The sequence below is a fragment of the Mesorhizobium sp. B2-3-14 genome, from assembly GCF_006442175.1.
In the GTDB taxonomy this organism is placed as follows: Bacteria; Pseudomonadota; Alphaproteobacteria; order Rhizobiales; family Rhizobiaceae; genus Mesorhizobium; species Mesorhizobium australicum.
In genome coordinates this window covers 914,036-934,401 of sequence record NZ_VFVP01000001.1, presented here as the reverse complement: position 1 = coordinate 934,401, position 20,366 = coordinate 914,036, and the positions used below count along the sequence as shown (strand labels likewise).

18 protein-coding genes are annotated in these 20,366 nt (G+C 64.1%); 8 read left to right on the top strand and 10 right to left on the bottom strand.

Annotation, left to right across the window (positions count from 1 at the left end; all coding sequences use genetic code 11):
• Positions 1–9 precede the first annotated feature (9 nt).
• The gene (locus FJ950_RS04340) at positions 10–693 is read left to right on the top strand and encodes an HAD-IA family hydrolase (protein ID WP_140615302.1); all 684 of its coding nucleotides are present in this window, start codon (positions 10–12) and stop codon (positions 691–693) included.
• On the top strand, positions 690–2,276 hold the full coding sequence (locus FJ950_RS04335) for an FGGY-family carbohydrate kinase (protein ID WP_140615300.1): 1,587 nt from the start codon (positions 690–692) through the stop codon (positions 2,274–2,276). Before FJ950_RS04340 ends, FJ950_RS04335 begins: the two co-directional genes overlap by 4 nt.
• A gap of 11 nt (positions 2,277–2,287) precedes the next feature.
• Here FJ950_RS04335 and ugpC read toward each other — a convergent pair whose 3' ends face one another.
• The 6 genes from ugpC to FJ950_RS04305 all read right to left on the bottom strand — a co-directional run bounded on the left by ugpC (position 2,288) and on the right by FJ950_RS04305 (position 8,663).
• Positions 2,288–3,373, bottom strand: a complete 1,086-nt coding sequence (gene ugpC / locus FJ950_RS04330; protein WP_140615298.1) for a sn-glycerol-3-phosphate ABC transporter ATP-binding protein UgpC — start codon at positions 3,371–3,373, stop codon at positions 2,288–2,290.
• Positions 3,374–3,375: 2 nt separating this feature from the next.
• Positions 3,376–4,422 (bottom strand): NAD(P)-dependent alcohol dehydrogenase, encoded by a 1,047-nt coding sequence (locus FJ950_RS04325; RefSeq protein WP_140615296.1) that lies wholly within the window; start codon positions 4,420–4,422, stop codon positions 3,376–3,378.
• A gap of 15 nt (positions 4,423–4,437) precedes the next feature.
• Positions 4,438–5,250: a carbohydrate ABC transporter permease gene (locus FJ950_RS04320; protein ID WP_140615294.1), complete on the bottom strand. Its 813-nt coding sequence runs from the start codon at positions 5,248–5,250 to the stop codon at positions 4,438–4,440.
• A complete protein-coding gene (locus FJ950_RS04315; RefSeq protein WP_140615292.1) occupies positions 5,247–6,113 on the bottom strand; it encodes a sugar ABC transporter permease in 867 nt (288 codons plus the stop codon). Before FJ950_RS04315 ends, FJ950_RS04320 begins: the two co-directional genes overlap by 4 nt.
• Positions 6,114–6,231: 118 nt before the next feature.
• Positions 6,232–7,503 (bottom strand): extracellular solute-binding protein, encoded by a 1,272-nt coding sequence (locus tag FJ950_RS04310; RefSeq protein ID WP_140615290.1) that lies wholly within the window; start codon positions 7,501–7,503, stop codon positions 6,232–6,234.
• A 242-nt stretch (positions 7,504–7,745) separates the two neighbouring features.
• Entirely contained in the window at positions 7,746–8,663 is a 918-nt protein-coding gene (locus FJ950_RS04305; protein ID WP_015314478.1) for an AraC family transcriptional regulator, read from the bottom strand.
• A gap of 240 nt (positions 8,664–8,903) precedes the next feature.
• Here FJ950_RS04305 and FJ950_RS04300 point away from each other — a divergent pair, with 240 nt between their 5' ends.
• A complete protein-coding gene (locus tag FJ950_RS04300; protein ID WP_140615288.1) occupies positions 8,904–10,307 on the top strand; it encodes an MATE family efflux transporter in 1,404 nt (467 codons plus the stop codon).
• 173 nt (positions 10,308–10,480) lie between these two features.
• Positions 10,481–11,398 carry an NADP-dependent oxidoreductase gene (locus FJ950_RS04295; RefSeq protein ID WP_140615287.1) on the top strand — a complete coding sequence of 306 codons (918 nt, stop codon included), beginning with the start codon at positions 10,481–10,483 and terminating at the stop codon, positions 11,396–11,398.
• A 148-nt stretch (positions 11,399–11,546) separates the two neighbouring features.
• Here FJ950_RS04295 and FJ950_RS04290 read toward each other — a convergent pair whose 3' ends face one another.
• The 4 genes from FJ950_RS04290 to speB form a co-directional block, all read right to left on the bottom strand.
• On the bottom strand, positions 11,547–12,194 hold the full coding sequence (locus FJ950_RS04290) for an amino acid ABC transporter permease (protein WP_140615286.1): 648 nt from the start codon (positions 12,192–12,194) through the stop codon (positions 11,547–11,549).
• On the bottom strand, positions 12,191–12,847 hold the full coding sequence (locus FJ950_RS04285; protein WP_140615284.1) for an amino acid ABC transporter permease: 657 nt from the start codon (positions 12,845–12,847) through the stop codon (positions 12,191–12,193). The genes FJ950_RS04290 and FJ950_RS04285 overlap by 4 nt, the downstream gene beginning before the upstream one ends.
• Positions 12,848–12,853: 6 nt before the next feature.
• Positions 12,854–13,657: a transporter substrate-binding domain-containing protein gene (locus tag FJ950_RS04280; protein ID WP_181171050.1), complete on the bottom strand. Its 804-nt coding sequence runs from the start codon at positions 13,655–13,657 to the stop codon at positions 12,854–12,856.
• 67 nt (positions 13,658–13,724) lie between these two features.
• Positions 13,725–14,786 carry an agmatinase gene (speB, locus tag FJ950_RS04275; RefSeq protein WP_015314472.1) on the bottom strand — a complete coding sequence of 354 codons (1,062 nt, stop codon included), beginning with the start codon at positions 14,784–14,786 and terminating at the stop codon, positions 13,725–13,727.
• A 210-nt stretch (positions 14,787–14,996) separates the two neighbouring features.
• Between speB and gcvA the strand changes: the two genes are divergently transcribed.
• From gcvA to FJ950_RS04255, 4 genes are all read left to right on the top strand, one after another.
• A complete protein-coding gene (gene gcvA / locus FJ950_RS04270; RefSeq protein WP_140615280.1) occupies positions 14,997–15,968 on the top strand; it encodes a transcriptional regulator GcvA in 972 nt (323 codons plus the stop codon).
• 118 nt (positions 15,969–16,086) lie between these two features.
• On the top strand, positions 16,087–17,391 hold the full coding sequence (gene pncB / locus FJ950_RS04265) for a nicotinate phosphoribosyltransferase (RefSeq protein ID WP_140615278.1): 1,305 nt from the start codon (positions 16,087–16,089) through the stop codon (positions 17,389–17,391).
• Positions 17,392–17,405: 14 nt separating this feature from the next.
• Positions 17,406–18,839 carry a hypothetical protein gene (locus FJ950_RS04260; RefSeq protein ID WP_140615276.1) on the top strand — a complete coding sequence of 478 codons (1,434 nt, stop codon included), beginning with the start codon at positions 17,406–17,408 and terminating at the stop codon, positions 18,837–18,839.
• Between the two features lie 158 nt (positions 18,840–18,997).
• Entirely contained in the window at positions 18,998–20,302 is a 1,305-nt protein-coding gene (locus FJ950_RS04255) for an ABC transporter substrate-binding protein (protein ID WP_140615274.1), read from the top strand.
• Positions 20,303–20,366 lie beyond the last annotated feature (64 nt).

The window sequence follows — 20,366 nt, the reverse complement described above, 5'->3', positions numbered from 1 at the left end:
GCCGGCATCATGACGCCTGAACTGGTCATCTTCGACTGCGACGGCGTGCTGGTCGATAGCGAGGCGCTCTCCGTCTCGGCGCTGCTCGGCATGATCGAACTTGCCGGCGGCAGTCTTGGCGAGGACGCTGCCTACGAGCATTTCCTCGGCAAGAGCATGAAAAGCGTGCGCGAGATCCTCAGCCGCGACTTCGGCCTGGAGATCACCGACCAGCATCTCACCGCCATGCGCGTCGACCTCATGCGAAAGTTCCGCGAGGAGCTGATGCCGATCCCCGGCGTCAAGGAGATGCTGCCGAAGCTCGGCCTGCCGTACTGCGTCGCCTCTTCCGGCACGCTGGAACGCATTCGTTACGCGCTCGACATCACCGGTCTGCTGACGCTGATGGAGCCGCATCTGTTCAGCGCGGCCATGGTTGCCAAGGGAAAGCCGGCGCCCGACCTTTTCCTCCACGCCGCCGCCACCATGCGAGCCCATCCGCGCAGATGTCTCGTCATCGAGGACAGCCCGGCCGGTGTCGCCGCCGCACGCGCGGCAGGCATGCGCGTCCTTGCCTTTACCGGCGGCGCGCACGCCGGCAATCCGGGATTGAAAGCGCGGCTTGCGTCGACCGAACCGGACTTTATATTCGCTGACATGCTGCAATTGCCCGATCTGATTGCAGGCCTGGGAGCGAGAGTTAGAGCATCTTGACGAAACAGTTTGTCTGCGCGGTCGATGTCGGCACCGGGAGCGCTCGCGCGGGCATTCTCGACGCCAGTGGCACCTTGCTCGGCCGCGCCGAGCGGCCGATCGCCATGAACCAGCCGAAGCCGGATCATGCCGAGCATGATTCGCGCGATATCTGGTCCGCCGTCTGCACCGCCGTGCGTGCCGCGCGGGAAAAGGCCGGCGTCGCCGCCGGGGATATTGCCGGCATCTCCTTCGATGCCACCTGTTCTCTGGTCGTGCGGGACAGGCAAGGCGGCCAGCTCAGTGTGTCGACCACCAGCGACAAGCGCTGGGACACCATTGTCTGGCTCGATCACCGCGCCATCGCCGAAGCCGACGAATGCACGGCGAGCGGCCACGAGGTGCTGAATTATATAGGCGGCGTCATGTCGCCCGAGATGGCGACGCCGAAGCTGATGTGGCTGAAGCGAAATCTACCAAAGACATGGAATGAAGCTGGCTATCTGTTCGACCTGGCCGATTTCCTGACCTGGCAGGCAACGGGCTCGCTGGCCCGCTCGCAATGCACGCTGACAGCGAAGTGGACCTATCTGGCGCACCAGGACAGCGCATGGCAGCGCGATTTCTTCGAACTCGTCGGCCTCGACGATCTTTTTGACCATGGCAATCTGCCCGAAAAGGCAAGCCCGGTCGGCGCCGATATCGGTCCGTTGACGGCGCAGGCAGCGGCGGAACTCGGCCTGACCGAAAACTGCCGCGTCGGCGCAGGCGTCATCGATGCCTATGCCGGGGCGCTTGGCGTGCTCGGCGGCTTTGCCGGCGACGACCAGAATATCGGCCGCCATCTGGCGCTGATCGCCGGCACATCCTCCTGCGTCATGGCGATGTCGCCCGACCCGCAGCCTTTCGCCGGCGTCTGGGGCCCTTACTACGGCGCCGCGCTGCCGAAGCTGTGGCTATCGGAAGGCGGCCAGTCGGCGACCGGCGCGCTGCTCGACCACATCATCCGCTGGCACGGCGCCGGCGGCGAGCCGAACGCGGCCATGCATGCCAGGATTGCCGGGCGCGTCGCCGAACTGCGCGCCGCCGAGGGCGAGAACCTTGCCGCGCGGCTGCATGTGCTGCCGGATTTCCACGGCAACCGCTCGCCGCTGGCCGACCCACACGCCGTCGGCGTCGTCAGCGGTTTGACGCTGGATTCGTCGTTCGACAGCCTGTGCAAGCTCTACTGGCGCACCGCCGTCGGCATCGCGCTCGGCGTGCGCCATGTGCTGGAGGCGCTGAATGAGAACGGCTACCTGATCGACACGCTGCACGTCACCGGCGGCCACACCAAGAACCCGCTTCTGATGGAGCTCTATGCCGACGCCACCGGCTGCACGGTGGTCGAGCCGCTGGCCGACGAGGCGGTGCTGCTCGGCACCGGCATGGTGGCGGCGACCGCCGCCGGGCTGTTCCCCGACCTCAACGCCGCCTGCCTTGCCATGCAGCAGGGTGGCAAGACACGCGCCGCCAACCCGGCGGCCGGCGCCCGCTTCGATCGCGACTACCGCATTTTCCTGGAAATGCACCGGCAGCGGCAGGTGCTCGACGCCATCCGGTAGGTCTCAGCGCTCTACTGCTTGCGCAGGGACGCGCCCGATGTCGCGTCGAACAGGTGGATCGCTTCCTCCTCGAACGTATAGCGGACGGGCGCATGCAGCACCGGGCATTCGCGTGCCGGAACCAGTGCGCTGATCTCCTTGCCGCCGGAGCCGAAGGTCACCAGCGCGTCATTGCCATGGAATTCGATGAGATCGGCAGTGCCTTGCAATATGCCGGAGGCGCCGGCGCCGGCCGTCTTCAGGTCCGGCGGGCGGATGCCCAGCACGGCGCGATCGCCCGGCTGGAGATGAAAGCCCTTCCCGTCTATCGAAAGCACCGTTCCGGCGCCGGTCAGCGTCAAGCCGTTCCCCGCCCGGCCAACCGTCACCTCGATGAAATTCATGTTCGGCGTGCCGATGAAGCCGGCCACGAAAATATTGCCCGGCTGCCGGTAGATTTCCGCCGGCGAGCCGATCTGCTCGATGACGCCGTCCTTGAGCAGCACGATGCGGTCGGCAAGCGTCATCGCCTCCAGCTGGTCGTGGGTGACATAGACGGTGGTGGTCTTCAGCGACTGGTGCAGCCGCGCGATCTCGACGCGCATATGGTTGCGCAATTTGGCGTCGAGATTGGACAACGGCTCGTCGAACAGGAACACCTTGGGCGTCTTGATCATGGCCCGGGCGATCGCCACGCGCTGCTGCTGGCCGCCGGAAAGTTCGGCTGGCTTGCGGCCGAGATAAGGGTCGAGCCCCAGCGTCCCCGACACCGCTTCGACCCGCTTGCGGATCTCGGCCGCCGGCACCTTCTGGCGCCGCAGCCCGAAGGCGATGTTGTCGAAGATCGTCATGTGCGGATAGAGCGCGTAGTTCTGGAACACCATGGCGATGCCGCGATCCCCCGGATCGAGGTCGTTGACCACCTTGCCGCCGATCGAGACCTCGCCGCCGCTGATGTCCTCCAGACCCGCCAGCATCCTGAGCAAGGTCGACTTGCCGCAGCCGGACGGGCCTAGGAAGACGACGAATTCGTGCTCTTCGATGCTGAGGTTGAGATCGCGGATGACCGTGGTGGCGCCATAGGCCTTGTCGACATGGGAGCAGACAATCGCGGACATGGTCAGCCCTTTTCGCCTGTAAGCAGGATCTGCAGCTTGACGTCCTGCGGGTTGCCTTCGGCGGCTCGTTCGAACGCCTTGATGCTGTCGGCGAAATCATAGGTGCCGGTGATCAGCGGCTTGAGGTCGACCTTGCCGGAGGCGATGAGCTGCAGGGCGCGGTCGAAAATGTTGGCATAGCGGAACACCGTCTCGATGCGCACTTCCTTCGAGATCGCCGCCGGTACGTTGAGGGCCACCGGCTCCACCGGCAGCCCGACCAGCACCACCGCGCCACCTGGCCGCACGACATCGAACAGGTCGGCGAAGGCCTTGGGGCTCCCGCTCGCCTCGAAGACGATGTCGGCGCCCCAATTGTCGGTCGCCGCCGCGACGGCGTCGACAAGCGACTGCTCGCCGATATTGACCGGCACGATGCCGGCATATTGCGCTGCGATCGTCAGCTTGGGCGCGGAAAAGTCGGAAATCAGCACTTTCGAACAGCCGCCGGCAAGGGCGGCAAGCGCGATCATGATGCCGATCGGGCCGCAGCCGACGACGACGGCGACATCGCCCGGAATGATGCGGGCACGGCTTGCCGCCTGCATGCCGATGGCGAAGGGCTCGACCATGGCGCCCTCGGCGAAGGAGACATTGTCGGGCAGCCTGTAGGTGAAAGCCGCCGGGTGCACGGCAAAGGGAGCAAGAATGCCGTGCACCGGCGGCGTCGCCCAGAAAGTGACGTCCGGGTCGACATTGTAGATGCCGAGTTTTGTCGCGCGCGACGACAGGTTCGGCACGCCGGGCTCCATGCAGACGCGGTCGCCGACTTTCAAACTCCTGACATTAGCGCCGACCTCGACGATTGTGCCGGCGGCCTCGTGGCCGAGCACCATCGGCGCCCGCACGACATAGCTGCCGATGGCGCCATGGGTGTAATAGTGCACGTCGCTGCCGCAGACGCCGACCGTGTGGATGGCGATCCTGACGTCGTCGGGTCCGACATCGAGCGGCAACGCGATCTCGCGCAGCGACAGTTCGCCTTTTTTCTCAAGTACCAAAGCCCGCATCGGGTCGTCCTCACTTCAAGTCTTTTTTTGCCGGAAAATGGAATTCAGGAAACCGCTGAGCACGCCGAGGAAAAGCAGCGGCGGCAGCGACAGGAGCACGACCGAGGCGTTCAAAATCCCCCACGGCACGTTCATGCCTTGCTGGGAGAGTTCGGAGGCGACGATCGGCAAGGTCTTGGCATTGGAACTCGACAGCATCAGCGCGATCAGGAACTCGTTCCAGACCAGCACGAAGCTGAAGGCAATCGCGCCGATCAGCGAACGGGCAGCCACGGGCAGCGCGATCCGCCAGAACACCGCGTAAGCGCCGTACCCGTCAACGAAGGCGGCTTCCTCGATTTCCTTCGGCACGGCCTGGAAGGCTGGAATGGCCAGCCACATAATCACCGAGATGGTGAGCAGGGAATAGGTGACGATCAAAGCCGGCAAAGTGTCGTAGAGGCCGAGCTGCAGCCAGATCACCATCAGCGGGATCGCCACCGCCACCGGCGGCAGGAAACGCAGCGACAGCACGAAGAACTGGATATCGCCGGCCCAGCGGTTGGGATAGCGCGCCACCGCGTAGGCCGCGGGCAGGCCAAGCACGACGCCGATCAGCACGGCCGTGCCGCAGGCGACGACCGAATTGTAGAGGCCGGTGATGACGCTGTCGCGGCCAAGGATGTAGCTGATATTGGCAAGCGTCGGCGTGAACACGAGGCGGGGAACGCGGGTGATGATGTCGACGCTGTTCTTCAGCGAATTGAGCGCCGTCCACAGCAGCGGGAATACGGCGAGGAAGCCGGCGAAGGCCAGGACGGCTTTGGCGATGACGCGGCCGGGCCTCATGCCTGCACCCGCTTCCACAGCATCGTGAAGGTGATGACGGTGGCGATCATCATCAGCACGGCCATCGCCGAGGCGTAGGAGACCTTGCCGGACTCGATGAAGCCTTGCGAGAAGGCGTACATGTCGAGCGTTTCGGTTGCCACGCCGGGGCCGCCGCGGGTCATCACATAGATCAGGTCGAAGGAGCGCAGCGACTCGATCATCTTGACGAACATCAGGCTGATCAGCGGCGCCTTCAGCATCGGCAAGGTGACGTAGGCGTGGATCTGCCAGCGCCGGGCGTGATCGAGCCGGGCCGCCTCGATCGGCTGCGGCGGCAACGTCTCCAGCAGCTTGAGCACGATGACGGCGAAGAACAGGCCCCATTGCCATACGTCGACCGAAGCCACCGCGAAGAGGGCCGTCGCGGGCTTGGACAGCGGATCGAAGATCAGCCCGCCGGTAATGAGCCGGTAGGGGTAGGTGGCGATGCCGTAGAGTGGATGATAGGCGAACTTCCAGACGAAGGCGGCCGAGACGCGCGGCAGCAGCACCGGGATGATGAACAGCAGGCAATAGAGATTGCGCAGGCGCGGCGAAGCGACCTCGAACATCAAGACGCCCAGCCCAATGGCCACGGCCATGGTCGCCACGACGGTGACGATCTCCCATTTCACCGACACCCAGACGGCGTTGAGGAAGCGGCGGTCGGAGAATAGATCCAAGAAGTTCGAGAACCAGACCCAGGAATAGGCCGTCGAGCTCAGCTCGCGGTTCTGCAGGGCGATGATGATCGCATAGAGCGTCGGCACCATCGACAGGATCAGCAGAATGACCAGCGTCGGCACGACAAAGGTGACCGGCAGGGATGAACGTCGAGGCATTGGTCTCAGGCCTTGCTGTGTCTCTGATATCTGGACATGACGGGCAGGCCCTCCTGCGACGCACAGGTTCCGGCGGTCCCGAGACTGCCGCGAACCGCGCGCCGCAAGAGGGAGGGACCTACTTCTTCACCAGCTCATTGGCATAGGCCTCGAGCTCGTTGAGGCTGCCCTTGACGTCGGTGCGCGTGCCGGCGATCAATTCCTCGAGGATGATGCCCCAGCGGTCGCCGAGATCCGGCCAGCGTGGATCCTGCCAGAAGTTCACCGCCGTCACCTTGCCTGTTTCGGCAAGCGCCTGGCCGAGATCGGCGCCGTAGATGTCGGCGAACTCCTTGCTGGCCAGGATGCTGGTGCGGTTCAGCTCACCGAACTGGTGGGCGTCGAGCCGGCGCTTCTCGTTTTCCTTCGACGTTGCCCAGGCGATGAACAGGCCGGCGCATTTCTTCGAAGCGTCGTCGGCATTGGCCTTCGCCGCGATGGCGAGGCCATGGCCGTAACCGCCGCCGGGAAGTGGCGAGGGCGGCGGCAGGAAGCCGATCTTGCCGACCACTTGCGAGGTTTTCGGATCGACCGCCATGCCCGAAAGCGGCGTCGATTCGACGAGGATCGCGACCTGGCCCGACAGGAAGGCGCCGGTCGATTCGTCCCAGCTGCCGGTCTGCGTGCCGGGTGCCGAATCCTTGAACAGCTTCAAATAGGTCTCGGTCGCCTTGACCGCGGCCTCGGAATTGAAGGCCGGCTTGTCGCCGTCGAACCACTTGCCGCCATAGGCCTTGAAGAACGGCATCCAGCGCCAGACATTGGCGCCCGAGCCGCGTGCGCCGCGCAACGCGATGCCATACATGCCCTTGTCGGCATTGGTCAGCTTCGGCACGTCGGCGATCAGCTCGTCCAGCGTCTTGGGCGGCTGGATGCCGGCGGCCTCCAGCACGTCCTTGCGGTAGACCATCAGGTCGCCGCCGCCGGTCAGCGGCGCGAACCAGACCTTGCCGTCATAGGTGGCGACCTTCTGGCGGCCCGGGTCGAAGTCGGCATAGTCGTAGTCGGCCGGATAAAAATCGGTCAGCGGCACGATCCACTTCGACGAGGCGAAAAGCGCCACATTTGCTTCATCGACATAGTAGACGTTGTAGTTGCCGACTGTGGACGCGTCCGCGCGCGACTTGGCGCGGCGATCGTTCTCGTTGAGATAATCGATCTTGAAGCTCGCGCCGGAGAGCTTCTCGAACTCGGCCTTTGAGTCCTCCAGAAGCGTCAGGCCGTCGCGTGGCTGCGCCAGCACCTTGACCGGTGCCGAGCAGACCGGCGCCTGCGCCAGGGCTAGGGTTGAAACGGTAGCGGAAAGCACGAGAGCTGCGCCAAGGCTGGCAGCGAGCCGAACTGGTTTCATGATCTTTTTCTCCTCCAGGAATACGTCGCAGGAAACGCAGGTCATCGGGTTGCGCGATCCTCACCATCGCCCGGACGACATGCCACCCGTCGCCAAAATGCGCAGTTGCGATGGGCCAAGCTAGAAGCCCCGTTGCAGCCGACCTGTACTTTTATGCATTGTGCAGCGCAAAAAACGGCACCCACATAGGGGACGCGTCACACGAGTATCGATCTGGTCCAAAAGGGTGATTCAGGATGCGCTTATGCGCGCATCGCCAGACGCTGCCGCGACAGCTTGCGATAGGATGACGGCGTCATCTTGTGCTTGCGCAGGAACGCGCGGTTGAAGTTGGAGATGTTCATGTAGCCGACCTGGAAACAGATGTCGGTGATCGGCACATCGGTATCAGCCAGCAGCTTGCACGCCTGCCACAGCCTGAGCTTGGCAAGATGGTCGCTGAAGGAATTGCCGGTGTTCTTCTGGAAGAACCGCGAGAAGGTGCTTTCGCTCATGCCGGCCAGCTCGGCCACGTCAGGCAGCTTCAGATCCTCGGCGAAATGCTGGAACAGATAGGTCAGCGTGCGCTGGATGATGTCGAGCGAGGCGGCGTCGAGAACCGGCTGGAAGTTCGGTGATGACAACAGCTCATACTCATCGGTCCGGGCCAGCAGGTCGACCAGTTCGAGGAACAGGCAGAACCGGGCCAGCCCATGCACCGTACCCATCCGCTCCATCAGCGCGGCGCCTTCAAGCGCGGTCCCGCCGTGGAAGACCATGCCGCGCAGCGACCGTTCCAGGAACGGCTCCAGTTCGCGCAATTCCGGCAGCATGTCAGCCGATCCTCGCAGCCGCTCGGCATCGAATTGCAGCACGATGTCGCGACCCTCGATCAACTCGCCTGGCTGCACCGCGGTGACCCAGTCATGCGGCAGGCCGCCACCGACGATGGTGAGGTAGCCCGGCCCGAACTCGCCAATATGATCGCCGACCAGGACCACGCCGGAGGATTTTCGCAGCAGGTGGATCTCGTATTCCGGGTGGAAGTTCCAGACATTGCGCTCCCAGGGATAGTCGTCCAGCCGCCACAGGAAACTGTCGCTCGCCTCGGTGACGATATGCTCGAAGGAAGGCGCCGTGCGCGGGATCGCCGCCGTGTTCTTTCTGCGTCTGAACGCCATCCTGCCTCCCATATTCGCCCGCCGCCGACGTTTTAATCCGGAGCAGCCCGGGCCGGCAAGGGAACGAGGCGACGCCTCCCGGCAATGGCGCTGGCTCAATCTGTTCTCGCGCCCCTCCCTTGCCTTCATGTCGCATTTCGTTCAAGAGACGGCGCAAACGCGCGAAACCGAAGGTTTTGCCGTTTGCAATGCGGCTTCCGGCTCTTTGCCGACGCGCCGCAACCTTGAAAGAGCAGGACAATGTCCGCGATCGAAGCCGGCGCTCGCGCGCCGGAAAATCTTTGGCGTCAGGAAATCAGGGCGACGCTGGCGCTGGCCTGGCCGATGGTGCTGACCAATCTCGGCCAGACGGCGATGACCGCCACCGACGTCATGATGATGGGCCGCCTCGGCGCCGACACGCTGGCCAGCGGCGCGCTCGGCGCCAACCTGTATTTCATGCCGCTGATCTTCGGCCTCGGCCTGATGCTGGCGACCTCGCCGATGATCGCGACCGAGCTTGGCCGCCGCCGCTATTCCGTACGTGACCTGCGCCGCACCGTGCGCCAGGGCCTGTGGCTGGCGATCCTGATCTCGGTCCCGATCTGGCTCGTGCTGTGGCACGGCGAGGCCATCCTGCTGGCCATGGGCCAAGAGCCGGCGCTGGCGCGCCAGGCCGGCATTTACCTGCGCTGGCTGGAGTGGGCGGTGCTGCCCTTCTACGGCTACATCGTGCTGCGCTCGTTCATCTCGGCGCTGGAGCGGCCGGGCTGGGCGTTGGTCATCGTCTTCGTCGCCGTGGCCTTCAACGTGTTCGCCAACTGGGTGTTCATGTTCGGCAATCTCGGTGTTCCGGCCATGGGCATCGCCGGCTCGGGCCTTGCGACCTCGCTGTCCTCAACGCTGATGTTCGCCGGCATGGCTGTCGTGGTGATGCGGGAGAAAAAATTTCGGCGCTATCACCTGTTCGGCCGCTTCTGGCGATCCGACTGGCCGCGCTTCAAGGGCCTGCTGCGGCTCGGCCTGCCGATCGCCGGCATCCTCGCCTTCGAGGTGACGATCTTCAATGCCGCCGCCCTGCTGATGGGCCTGATCGACGCGGATTCGCTGGCCGCGCACGCCATCGCCATCCAGATCGCCTCGATTTCCTTCATGGTGCCGCTCGGCCTCAACCAGGCGGTGACGGTGCGGGTCGGGCTTGCCCATGGCGCCGGCAATCCCGAAGGTGTGTCGCGTGCCGGCTGGACCGCCTTCGTCATCGGCGTTTCTTTCATGGCGCTGATGGGGCTGGTGATGGTGCTTTGGCCGCATCTCCTGATCAGCGCCTTCATCGACCTTGGCAATCCCGCCAATGACAGGGTGATCGCGCTAGCCGTTTCGTTCCTGGTTTTCGCCGCCCTGTTCCAGGTCTTCGACGGCGCGCAGGCGGTGGCTGCCGGCATGCTGCGCGGCCTGCACGACACCAAGGTCCCGATGATCTACGCCGCGATCGGCTATTGGGGTGTCGGCCTGCCGCTCGGCGTGGTGCTCGCCTTCCATTTCGGGTTCCACGGCGTCGGCATCTGGATCGGCCTGTCTTCGGGGCTGGCCGTGGTGGCAGCGCTGCTTCTGGCCCGCTGGCTGCGCCGCGACCGCATCGTGCCGTCAGGCGCGTTCGGACATTGAACGCAAGACGGCCACCGAACCCGCCGCCGTTCGTCCCAACCTTGTGGCTCATCAATGGCGCCTTCAGATCGGCCCACGGACGCCCGCTAAGAGAAGGCCCTGGCATGAGATATTGAACGGTTCCCAGGCGGCAAACGTTTCCACCAAGAGACAAATGACCGAGGAGAATTATCATGAAGGCAATTGTGGTGACGGACCAGGCTGCGGGAACGGCCGGGATGAAGCTGGTGGAGCGCCCTGAGCCGCAGCCAGCGATAAACGATGTCGTCGTTCAGGTTCATGCTTCGGGATTCGTCCCGACCGAGCTGGCATGGCCCTCGACCTGGACCGATCGCCGCGGCCTTGACCGAACACCGTCGATCCTTGGGCACGAGCTGGCCGGAGTTGTCGTCGCACTCGGCTACGGCACAACGGGACTGTCGGTAGGTCAGAGAGTATTCGGCCTCGCCGACTGGCATCGCGACGGCACGCTCGCGGAGTATGTAGCCATGGAAGCACGCAACCTCGCGCCGCTGCCGGGCGACGTCGACTTCACGGTGGGCGCAAGCCTGCCGATCTCGGGTCTCACCGCGTGGCAGGGACTCTTCCAGCATGGCCGCCTTCAGGCGGGGCAGAGCGTCCTCGCGCACGGTGCGGCCGGCGCGGTCGGGTCGATGGTGACGCAACTTGCACGAGAGGCGGGCGCCTACGTCATCGGCACCGGACGCGCCGCCGACCGTCAGACGGTGCTCGACTTTGGCGCGAATGAGTTCGTCGACCTCGAGAACGACGCCCTCGAAGACGTGGGCGAAGTCGCTCTCGTGTTCGATGTGATCGGCGGGGCAATCGGGAAGCGGTCCGCCGGCCTGATTCGAGCCGGAGGAACACTGGTGTCCGTCGTCGGATCGACAGAGGCGCGGCCTGCCGACGGCCTGGCGGTCGACTTCGTTGTCGAGTCCGATCGTGCCCAACTGAGCGAGATCGTCCAGCGGGTGCGGGACGGACGACTGCGGACGAACATCGGCAACGTTTCGACCCTCAACGATGCCGTCGCCGCCTTCAACCCTATCGGGCGACGCACTGGGAAGACGATCATCCGCGTTCGTCCGTGAGGATTTGGAAACGGCGAGGGGCAAGGGTCCTCCTCGGTCGAAAGCTGAGCATCCAGCAGATCAAATGACCTTCAAGAGGCATTCGAACGCTAGGCACCGGGAGTTTCCGGCCGCCGTCGATGTTGGCCAGCGCAACACGCCGTCGGACTCAGCGCACCGCAGCCCGCTTCTCGAGCCGTCGCGCATACTGCGTCAGCGGAAAGCATAGGGCGAAGAAGATCAGCGCCACCAGCCCATAGACCTTGAACGGCTCGAAGGTGGCGTTGTTGATGGCGTTGGAGGTTCGCACCAGCTCCTCGAAGCCGATGATCGAGGTCAGCGCGGTCGACTTGATCAGCTGCACCAGGAAACCGACCGTCGGCGCGCGGGTGATCGCGAACGCCTGCGGCAGGATGATCAGCCTGAGCTCCTGCAGATAGTGCAGGCCGAGGCTGGCGCCGGCATCCCATTGGCCCAATGGCAGCGCATCGACGCCGGAGCGCCAGATTTCGGCCAGATAGGCGCTGGCGAAGAAGGTGAGGCCGAGCACCGCCGCCGTCCACGGCTCGATGCGCAGGCCAAGCATCGGCAGGCCGAAGAACATCAGGAACAGCTGCATCAAGACCGGCGTCCCCTGAAACAAGGCGATGTAGCCGGAGGCAACGCGCCGGCTCCATTTATTCTTAGCGATCCTCAGGAACAGCACCGCCATTCCGACCACCGCGCCGCCGACGAAGGCGGCCAGCGACAAAAGCACCGTCCAGCGCGCGGCAAGCAGAAGGTTGCGCACAATGTCCCACAGGGTGAATTCGATCATGACACGCCAGCTCCGAGCGCGCGGCGGCCGCCTGCAACCAGCAGCCGCCGCAAGGCCATCGACATCAAGAGATAGACCAGCGTGACGACGAAATACGTCTCGAAAGAACGGAAAGTGCGCGCCTGCAGCATGTCGGCCTCATAGGTCAGCTCGCGCACCGCGATCTGCGACACCACGGCTGATTCCAGCATCATGATGACGATCTGGCTGGTCAGCGCGGGATAGATGATCTTGAGCGCCTGCGGCAGCACGATCTTGATGAACACCTGGCGCGGCCTCAGCCCAAGCGCCAGGGCCGCTTCCGTCTGCCCGTGCGGCACCGCGTCAAGGCCGGCGCCGACGATCTCGATCGTGTAGGCGGCCATGTTGAGCGTCATCGCCAGCATGGCGGCCAGGATCGGATCGAGCCTGATGCCGAGGCTCGGCAGGCCGAAGAAGATGAAGAAGAGCTGCACCAGGAACGGCGTGTTGCGCATCACCTCGACATACCAGCCGATGGCCCTGCGCAGCAGCGCGGGGCCGCTTCGCCGCCCGGCGGCACCGAGGATGCTGAGCAGCGTGCCCGCAAGCGTGGTGACGGCGATCAAAAGGATCGTCGTCGCCGCGCCGTGCGCGATGTCGCCCACGGCACCTGGAAGCCAGCCGAAGGCCACGGCAACTCAATCCTTGAGGTTGTCGGGATTGAGCGGCGTCTTCAGCCAGGCCTTCGAGCTTTCGTCAAGCTTGCCGTCGGCCAGCATCTTGGCAATGGCGTCGTTGACCGCCTTCTTGAGGGCATCCTCATGCTTGTTGAGGCCGATATGCGAAGGCGAGGTCAGAAGCTGAAACTTCTGCTCCGGCTTCAGCGCATCCTGCTTGGCCAGCACCTGCGCGCCGACATCGTTGCCGACGACCATCAATTGGGTCTGGCCTGAGATGAAGGCCTGGATCACTGAATTGTAGTTGTCGAAACGCTTGATGTCCGCCGAGGCCGGTGCTGCTTCGGTGAGCGAGGCGTCTTCCAACGTGCCGCGATTGACGGCGATCGACTTGCCGCCGAGATCTTCCTTGCCTTTGACTGGCATTGCCGCCGGACCGATCACCGCGATGTAATAGGGCGCGTAGGCAGCGGCGAAGTCGATGACCTGCTCGCGCTCTTTCGAGTAGCCGACGCTCATCAGGATGTCGACGCGATGGTCGTTCAAATAGGGGATGCGGTTCTGGCCGGTGACGGCAACGGTGTTGAGCTTCACCTTGAGCGTGTCGGCGATGTACTGCGCCACATCCATGTCATAGCCCTTGAGGCTCATGTCGGCACTGGCCGAGGAGAAGGGCGGGAAGTCGGCGAAGACGCCGACATTGATGGTGCCGGCCTTGGTGATGTCGGCCAGCGCGTCGGCATTGGCGGCTTGCGTGGCGAAGCCGGCTAACCCCAGGAGCAGAACGGCGGCGATGGATGATTTGCGGTGGATTGTCATTGTCATTCCCCTTCTGGACGCTTTGATTGTTTGGGTCGGCCGCCGGCTCCAGTGCGGCGGCCGCCTTTCTCTGTCAGGCCCCCTTGCCTGATACTGCCGGGCTGAACACCATCAGGCTCAGGATCTCGAACAGCACCTGCGCGCCGGCGTGCGCCGTGTTGGTGGTGGCGTCATATTGCGGCGCCACCTCGACGACATCGCCACCGACAATATTGAGACCCTTGAGGCCGCGCAGCAGTTCGAGCACTTCGCGCGTCGTCAGCCCGCCGACTTCCGGCGTGCCGGTGCCCGGTGCGAAGGCGGGATCGACGCTGTCGATGTCGAAGGACACATAGGTCGGGCCGTCACCGACTATTCTGCGCGCCTTCTCGATGATGGCGGGAATGCCGAGACCGGTCACTTCCTCGGCATGGACCACGGTCATCCCGGACTCGTAGGTGAATTCCCACAGATATTCGGCCGAGCCGCGGATGCCGATCTGGATGGTGCGCGTCGGATCGAGCACGCCGTCCAGCACCGCGTTGCGGAACGGGCCCCCATGGTGGAATTTGGTCAGGTCGAACAGGCCGCTGGTGTCGCAATGGGCGTCGATGTGGATCAGGCCGACCGGCGCCTTCTTGCCGACCGCCTTCAGGATCGGGTGGGTGATCGAATGGTCGCCGCCGACCGACAACGGGATGACCCCGGCGTCGACGATCTGGTTGATGCGCCGCTCGATATCCTCATGGCTGGTCTCCAGCCGGTAGCGGCTCTGGAACGGAACGTCGCCGATGTCGGCGACCCTGAGTTCATGCGTCGGCGCGCATTCCAGCACATGATTGTAGGGGCCGATGCGCTCGATCGCTCGCAAGGCGCGCGGCCCGAAGCGCGAGCCCGGCCGGTTGGTGACGCCGAGATCCATCGGCACGCCTGTTATCGCCACCTGCAGGTCGCCGAAATCCGGATTGTCCGCTGCGATTTCGCGGTAGGGCGCGGTGAGGAAAGTCGGGATGCCGGAATAGGGCGCCAGCCGCGTGCCGCTCTTGGAAAAGATCTTGTCGGCGACCTTGCGGAATTTCGGGTCGAACATCTCGCCGCCATGGCTCTCGCCATATTTGCGACGCAGCGCATCGAGCTTGCCGCGATCGTATCCCATATCCGCTTCTCCTCGGCTGATGCAGTGGTGCCGGCGGTGATTTCGGGCGAACCGACCGTCATCCGGCCGGGCCGTTGTCCCGCTGGCAGTCTGCAGATTTCACGTCTTGATGTTGCTCCGGATCAAAGTGTCCGGCAGCCGCTTTGAAAAAGCAATTGATATTGTTAGGGTGTTTCCTGTGAGAAAATCTCACAGTAAAGCCGAGCATCCATGGCCAAGCGCCTGCCACCACTCAACCCGCTGCGCGCCTTCGAGGCCACGGCCCGCCATGCCTCGCTGACCAAGGCGGCGAACGAACTGAATGTCACGCACGGCGCCGTCAGCCACCAGATCAAGGCGCTGGAGCAATCGCTTGGCGTCAAGCTGTTCGAGCGCGTCGGCCAGCGGGTCAAGCTGACCCCGCATGGCGCCGAACTTTTGCCGGCGGTATCGGTCGCCTTCGACGGCATCGCCGCCGCCACCCAACGGCTGACGCGGCCGGCAAGCAGCGGCGCGCTGTCGGTGTCCTGCGTGCCTGCGTTGCTGCTCTTGTGGATAACGCCGAGGCTGGGCAGCTTCACCGCGCAATATCCCGACATCCAGCTGACGCTCATTCCCTCCAACGATCCCAGGGATAGCCGGGCGCCGCATATCGATGTCTGCGTGCACTATGGCGATGGCAGCTGGACCGACTGCTGGATGCGCAAATGGTCGGGCCTGGAGCTGTTCCCGGTGGTCAGCCCGACGCTGATCAACAACCGGCCGATCCGCAATGTTCGCGACCTCGCCGACCATGTCTTGCTGCATGGCGACGATGGCCGCGAGTGGCACACCTGGCTGGCCGCCGCCGACGCGCTGGACCTGGAGCGCGGCCGGCGTCATCATCTCGGCGATGCACGCATGACGGCGGAAGCCGCCGTCCATGGCCATGGCGTGGCGCTGGGCGACTCGGTGACGGCAAGCGCGCTGCTGGCCAGGGGCATGCTGGTCGCGCCGTTCAGCCTGTCGGTGCCGGCGGTCGACGATTTCTATGTCGTTTGCCGCAACGAAATGCGGGGGACGCCGATCGTGCAGGTGTTCATCGACTGGCTGTTTGCCGAGAAGGCCGGGGATGACGGCCGCGCCGACGCCCCGGTTGCGGGCCGCCTCGTCACCCGCCGCAAACGTCCCGCGCTCAAGGTGATGGGCGGCAAACCCACATAGCCGCATGCAGGGCTTTCTTTTTGTCGGGCCAGCCTGAAAGCGGGCAGCGTTTTTGCCAATTCGATGCTATGAGGCCTGTCGCGATTGTGGGTGGCAGGCAGCGAAGGCGGCAGCAAGCATGGCAAAGACCGATATTGCGCGGCGTGTCTATAACCACACCTGGAAGCTCGACCCGATCGTGCGCAGCCTGCTCGATACGGATTTCTACAAGCTTTTGATGCTGCAGATGATTTGGGGCATGTACCCCAAGGTCGACACCACCTTCTCGCTGATCAATCGGACGACTTCGGTCCGCCTCGCCGACGAGATCGATGAAGGCGAGCTGCGCGAACAACTCGACCATGCCCGCACCTTGCGCTTCTCCAAGAAGGAAATGATCTGGCTGGCCGGCAACAATTTCTACGGCCGCAAGCAGATTTTCGAGCCGGAATTCCTCGCCTGGCTGGAAGGCTTCCGGCTGCCCGACTATGAGCTTTCCAAGCGTGACGGCCAGTACGAGCTCTCTTTCTCCGGCCCCTGGATGTACACCACGCTTTGGGAGATCCCCGCGCTCGCCATCATCAATGAATTGCGTTCGCGTGCCGCTTTGCGATCGTTCGGGCCTTTTACGCTCGACGTGCTCTATGCCCGCGCCAAGGCCAAGATGTGGGCCAAGACCGAACGGCTGAAGGCGCTGCCCGGCATCCGCATCTCGGATTTCGGTACCCGCCGGCGCCATTCCTTCCTGTGGCAGCGCTGGTGCGTCGAGGCGCTCAAGGAAGGCATCGGCGAAGCTTTCACCGGCACCTCCAATGTGCTGCTGGCCATGGACAATGATCTCGAAGCGCTGGGCACCAACGCGCATGAACTGCCGATGGTGTTTGCCGCCCTTGCCAATTCAGAGAAGGAGCTGAAACAGACCCCCTACAAGGTGTTGCAGGACTGGCAGCGCTACTATGGCGGCAACCTCTTGATCGTGCTGCCCGATGCTTTCGGCACCGCCTCGTTCCTGCGCGACGCGCCGGACTGGGTCGCCGACTGGACCGGCTTCCGCCCCGACAGCGCGCCGCCGATCGAAGGTGGCGAAAAAATCATCGACTGGTGGCGCGAGAAGGGCAAGGACCCCAGGCAGAAGCTGCTGATCTTCTCCGACGGGCTTGAGGTCGAGACCATCGAGGAGACCTACCGTCATTTCAAGGGCAAGGTGCGCATGTCCTTCGGCTGGGGCACCAACCTGACCAACGACTTCGAAGGCTGCGCGCCGACCGAGACCAACAGCCTCGACGCCATATCGTTGGTCTGCAAGGTCACCGAGGCCAATGGCCGGCCGGCGGTCAAGCTCTCCGACAACCCGGCCAAGGCGACCGGCGATCTCAAGGAGATCGAGCGGTATTTGAGGATTTTTGGGCAAAAGGATCGCGTGGAGCAACTGGTCAAGGTTTGAGGGTGGGCGGACCCTTGGACAGTTCGAGTTTCGTCGTAGAACGCCTCCGTCTGCCGTTCGCCTTATGGTTCTCGGCCTTGTGGCTCGTCTCCCCCACTCTCGCCTTCGCCCATGCCTCCGACCGCGGCCACGTCCTGCTCCTTCCTACCGGCTATTATCTCGCCGGCGGCGCTTTCGTCGTGGCCGCCAGTTTCCTTGTCTTGGCATTGCTGCCGCCCGACACCCTCGACCGTTTCTGGCGCCGACGCCTGCCGCTATTCGCCTTCGGCGACAGCGTCCGCGCCGCCATCAGCTTGATCTCCTTTGCCGGCTTTGCAATTCTCCTCGCCGCCGGCTTCATAGGCAGCCGCGACCCGCTCTCCAACCCGCTGCCACTGGTGGTGTGGACGCTGCTATGGGCCGGCCTGACACTGCTGCAAGGCGTGTTCGGCGATCTCTGGTCGTGGCTCAACCCCTGGTACGGCCCGTGGCGGCTGCTGTCGCGGCTGACCGGCGGAAGCGATGACGGCGTCAGGCAACTTCCGCAATGGCTCGGCTGCTGGCCGGCTGTCATGCTGTTTTTTGCCTTCGCCTGGTTCGAACTCGTCTATCCCGCTCCTGACGATCCGGCGCGGCTGGCCTTCGCCGCCGGCCTCTACTGGCTGTTCACCTTGGTGGCGATGCTGGTGTTCGGCTACGACAGATGGGGTCGAAGCGGTGAATTCCTCGGCATCTTCTTTTCGGTGGTGGCGCGCTTCGCGCCGATCGAGCGCGGCGACAAAGGCCGACTTGCGCTGTGCTGGCCGGGCGCCAAACTGCTCCGGGCCCAGCAGCTGCCCGCCAGCGGCATCGCCTTCCTGCTGCTCGCTTTGTCCTCGGTCTCCTTCGACGGCCTGTCGAAGACCTTCTCCTGGCTCGGCCTGTTCGGCATCAATCCGCTCGAATTTCCGGGCCGCACGGCCGTGATCGGCAGCGGCACGCTTGGGCTCGTTATGACCTTCGTGCTGCTCGCGGCGGTGTTCCTGCTTGCCGTCGTCCTCGGCCAGCGTCTTGCCCGCGGCGGCCAGCCTTTCGCCCAGGCAGCCGGCATGCTGGTGTGGTCGATCGTGCCGATCGCGCTCGCCTACCATGTCGCGCATTATCTGACGGCGCTGCTGGTCGACGGCCAATATGCGCTGGCCTCCCTGTCCGATCCCTTCGCGCTTGGCTGGAACCTGTTCGGCACCGCCGACATGCAGGTCGAGGCCGGCATCGTCGCCGGTGCGGCATCGGCATGGTGGCTGTGGAATGTCCAGGCGGGCGCCATCATCCTTGGCCATGTGCTCGCTGTCCTCGTCGCGCACGGCTTTGCCTGGCGCCTGCATCCCCAGCCTGCCCGCGCCGCGCTCAGTCAGTTTCCGCTCACCGTGTTGATGATCGCTTACACCATTTTCGGTCTCTGGCTGCTTGCCACGCCGACAGTCGGATGAGACAAGCCATCTCCTGTGAGCCATGCCCCGACGGAAAGCTCGCTTGCCAGGCCAAGCCTTTGGTGATTTAGTTTGTACACATGCAATTTTGCATCCTCTTGCCGAGGATGTTCGAGCCGCCTTATCGTTGGTCAAAACACAAAAACAGGGGAACGAACGTGACTGACAAGAACGGATTTTTCGATCTCTCCAAAACCGCACTCACCCGCCGTACCACGCTGAAGGGCCTCGCCGCCGGCGCTGGCCTCGCCATGGCGCCCGGCTTCGTCCGCTACTCCCAGGCACAGAGTTCGGCGCCGATCAAGATCGGCTTCCAGTCGCACCGCACCGGCATTGGCGCCGCCTATGGCCGCTGGTACGAGAAGACGACCGCCGCCGCGATCAAGGCGATCAATGCCGCCGGCGGCATCAATGGCCGCCAGGTCGAGGTGATCATCGAGGATGATGGCACCGATCCCGGCCGCGGCGCCGAAGTGGTCGGCAAGTTCGCCACCCAGCACAAGACCGACATCGTCTTCGGTACGCTGTTCTCGCATGTCGTCATCGGATCGGCGCCTGCCGCCGGCGAAAACAAGATGCCCTACTTCGTCGTCAGCGAAGGTCACCACGTCGCCTCGACCAAGCTCAACCGCTATGTCTTCCAGCCCGGCATCACCGACGTGAAGAGCCAGATCCAGTCGATGGCGCCATGGATCGCGGCCAATGCCGGCAAGAAGGTGACGCAGATATTCCCCGATTTCGCCTTCGGCTACGACCATCGCGACTACCTGCCGCCGGCGCTGAAGGCGCAAGGCGCCGAGGTGATCGCGCAGATCGCCATTCCGCCGACGGAATCGTCCTTCACCAAATACTTCCCGCAAATCCCGCCCGAGACCGAGGTGATCTACCACGTCATGGTCGGCCCGGCGGTGCTCACCTTCGTCAAGGAACTCGGCGAGTTCTACGGTTCCAACCGGCCGCAACTCTTCGGCTTCATCGATTCGCTGGAAGCCGTGGACATCAACAGCCCCGGCCTCGAATTCCTCGACGGCAGCCATTTCTGGGAAGGCTCGCCGCGCTACGCCCAGCCCGACGACACCGAAGCGCAGAAAGCCTATCGGGCCGCTGTCGGAATCGACGACAATGGCGCCGCCGTCGGCGACGCCAAGGATGTCTCCACCGCCGCGCACATGTTCGGCTGCTGGGAAACGCTCTACGTCGTCAAGAAGGCGATGGAAGACGCCGGCTACAAGGGGCCGGAAGACCGCGCCAAGCTGGTCGAGGCGACCGAGGCGCTGAAGGAATTCGCCGAAGGCCCGGAGCATCCGCAGGGGCCAAAAACCTTCAATGGCAAGATCCACCAGTGCTTTGGCATCCAGAACATCTCCAAGGTCGAGGGCGGCAAGCTGAAAGTCGTGCACAAGACCAAGATCGAGGATGGCCTTTACGAGGCCGAAGGGGATTACACGACGCAGGCGCTGTGAACTTGGCCATCTAGCAAGCGTGAGCGCCAAGGCACCCCCCTCTGGCCTGCCGGCCATCTCCCCC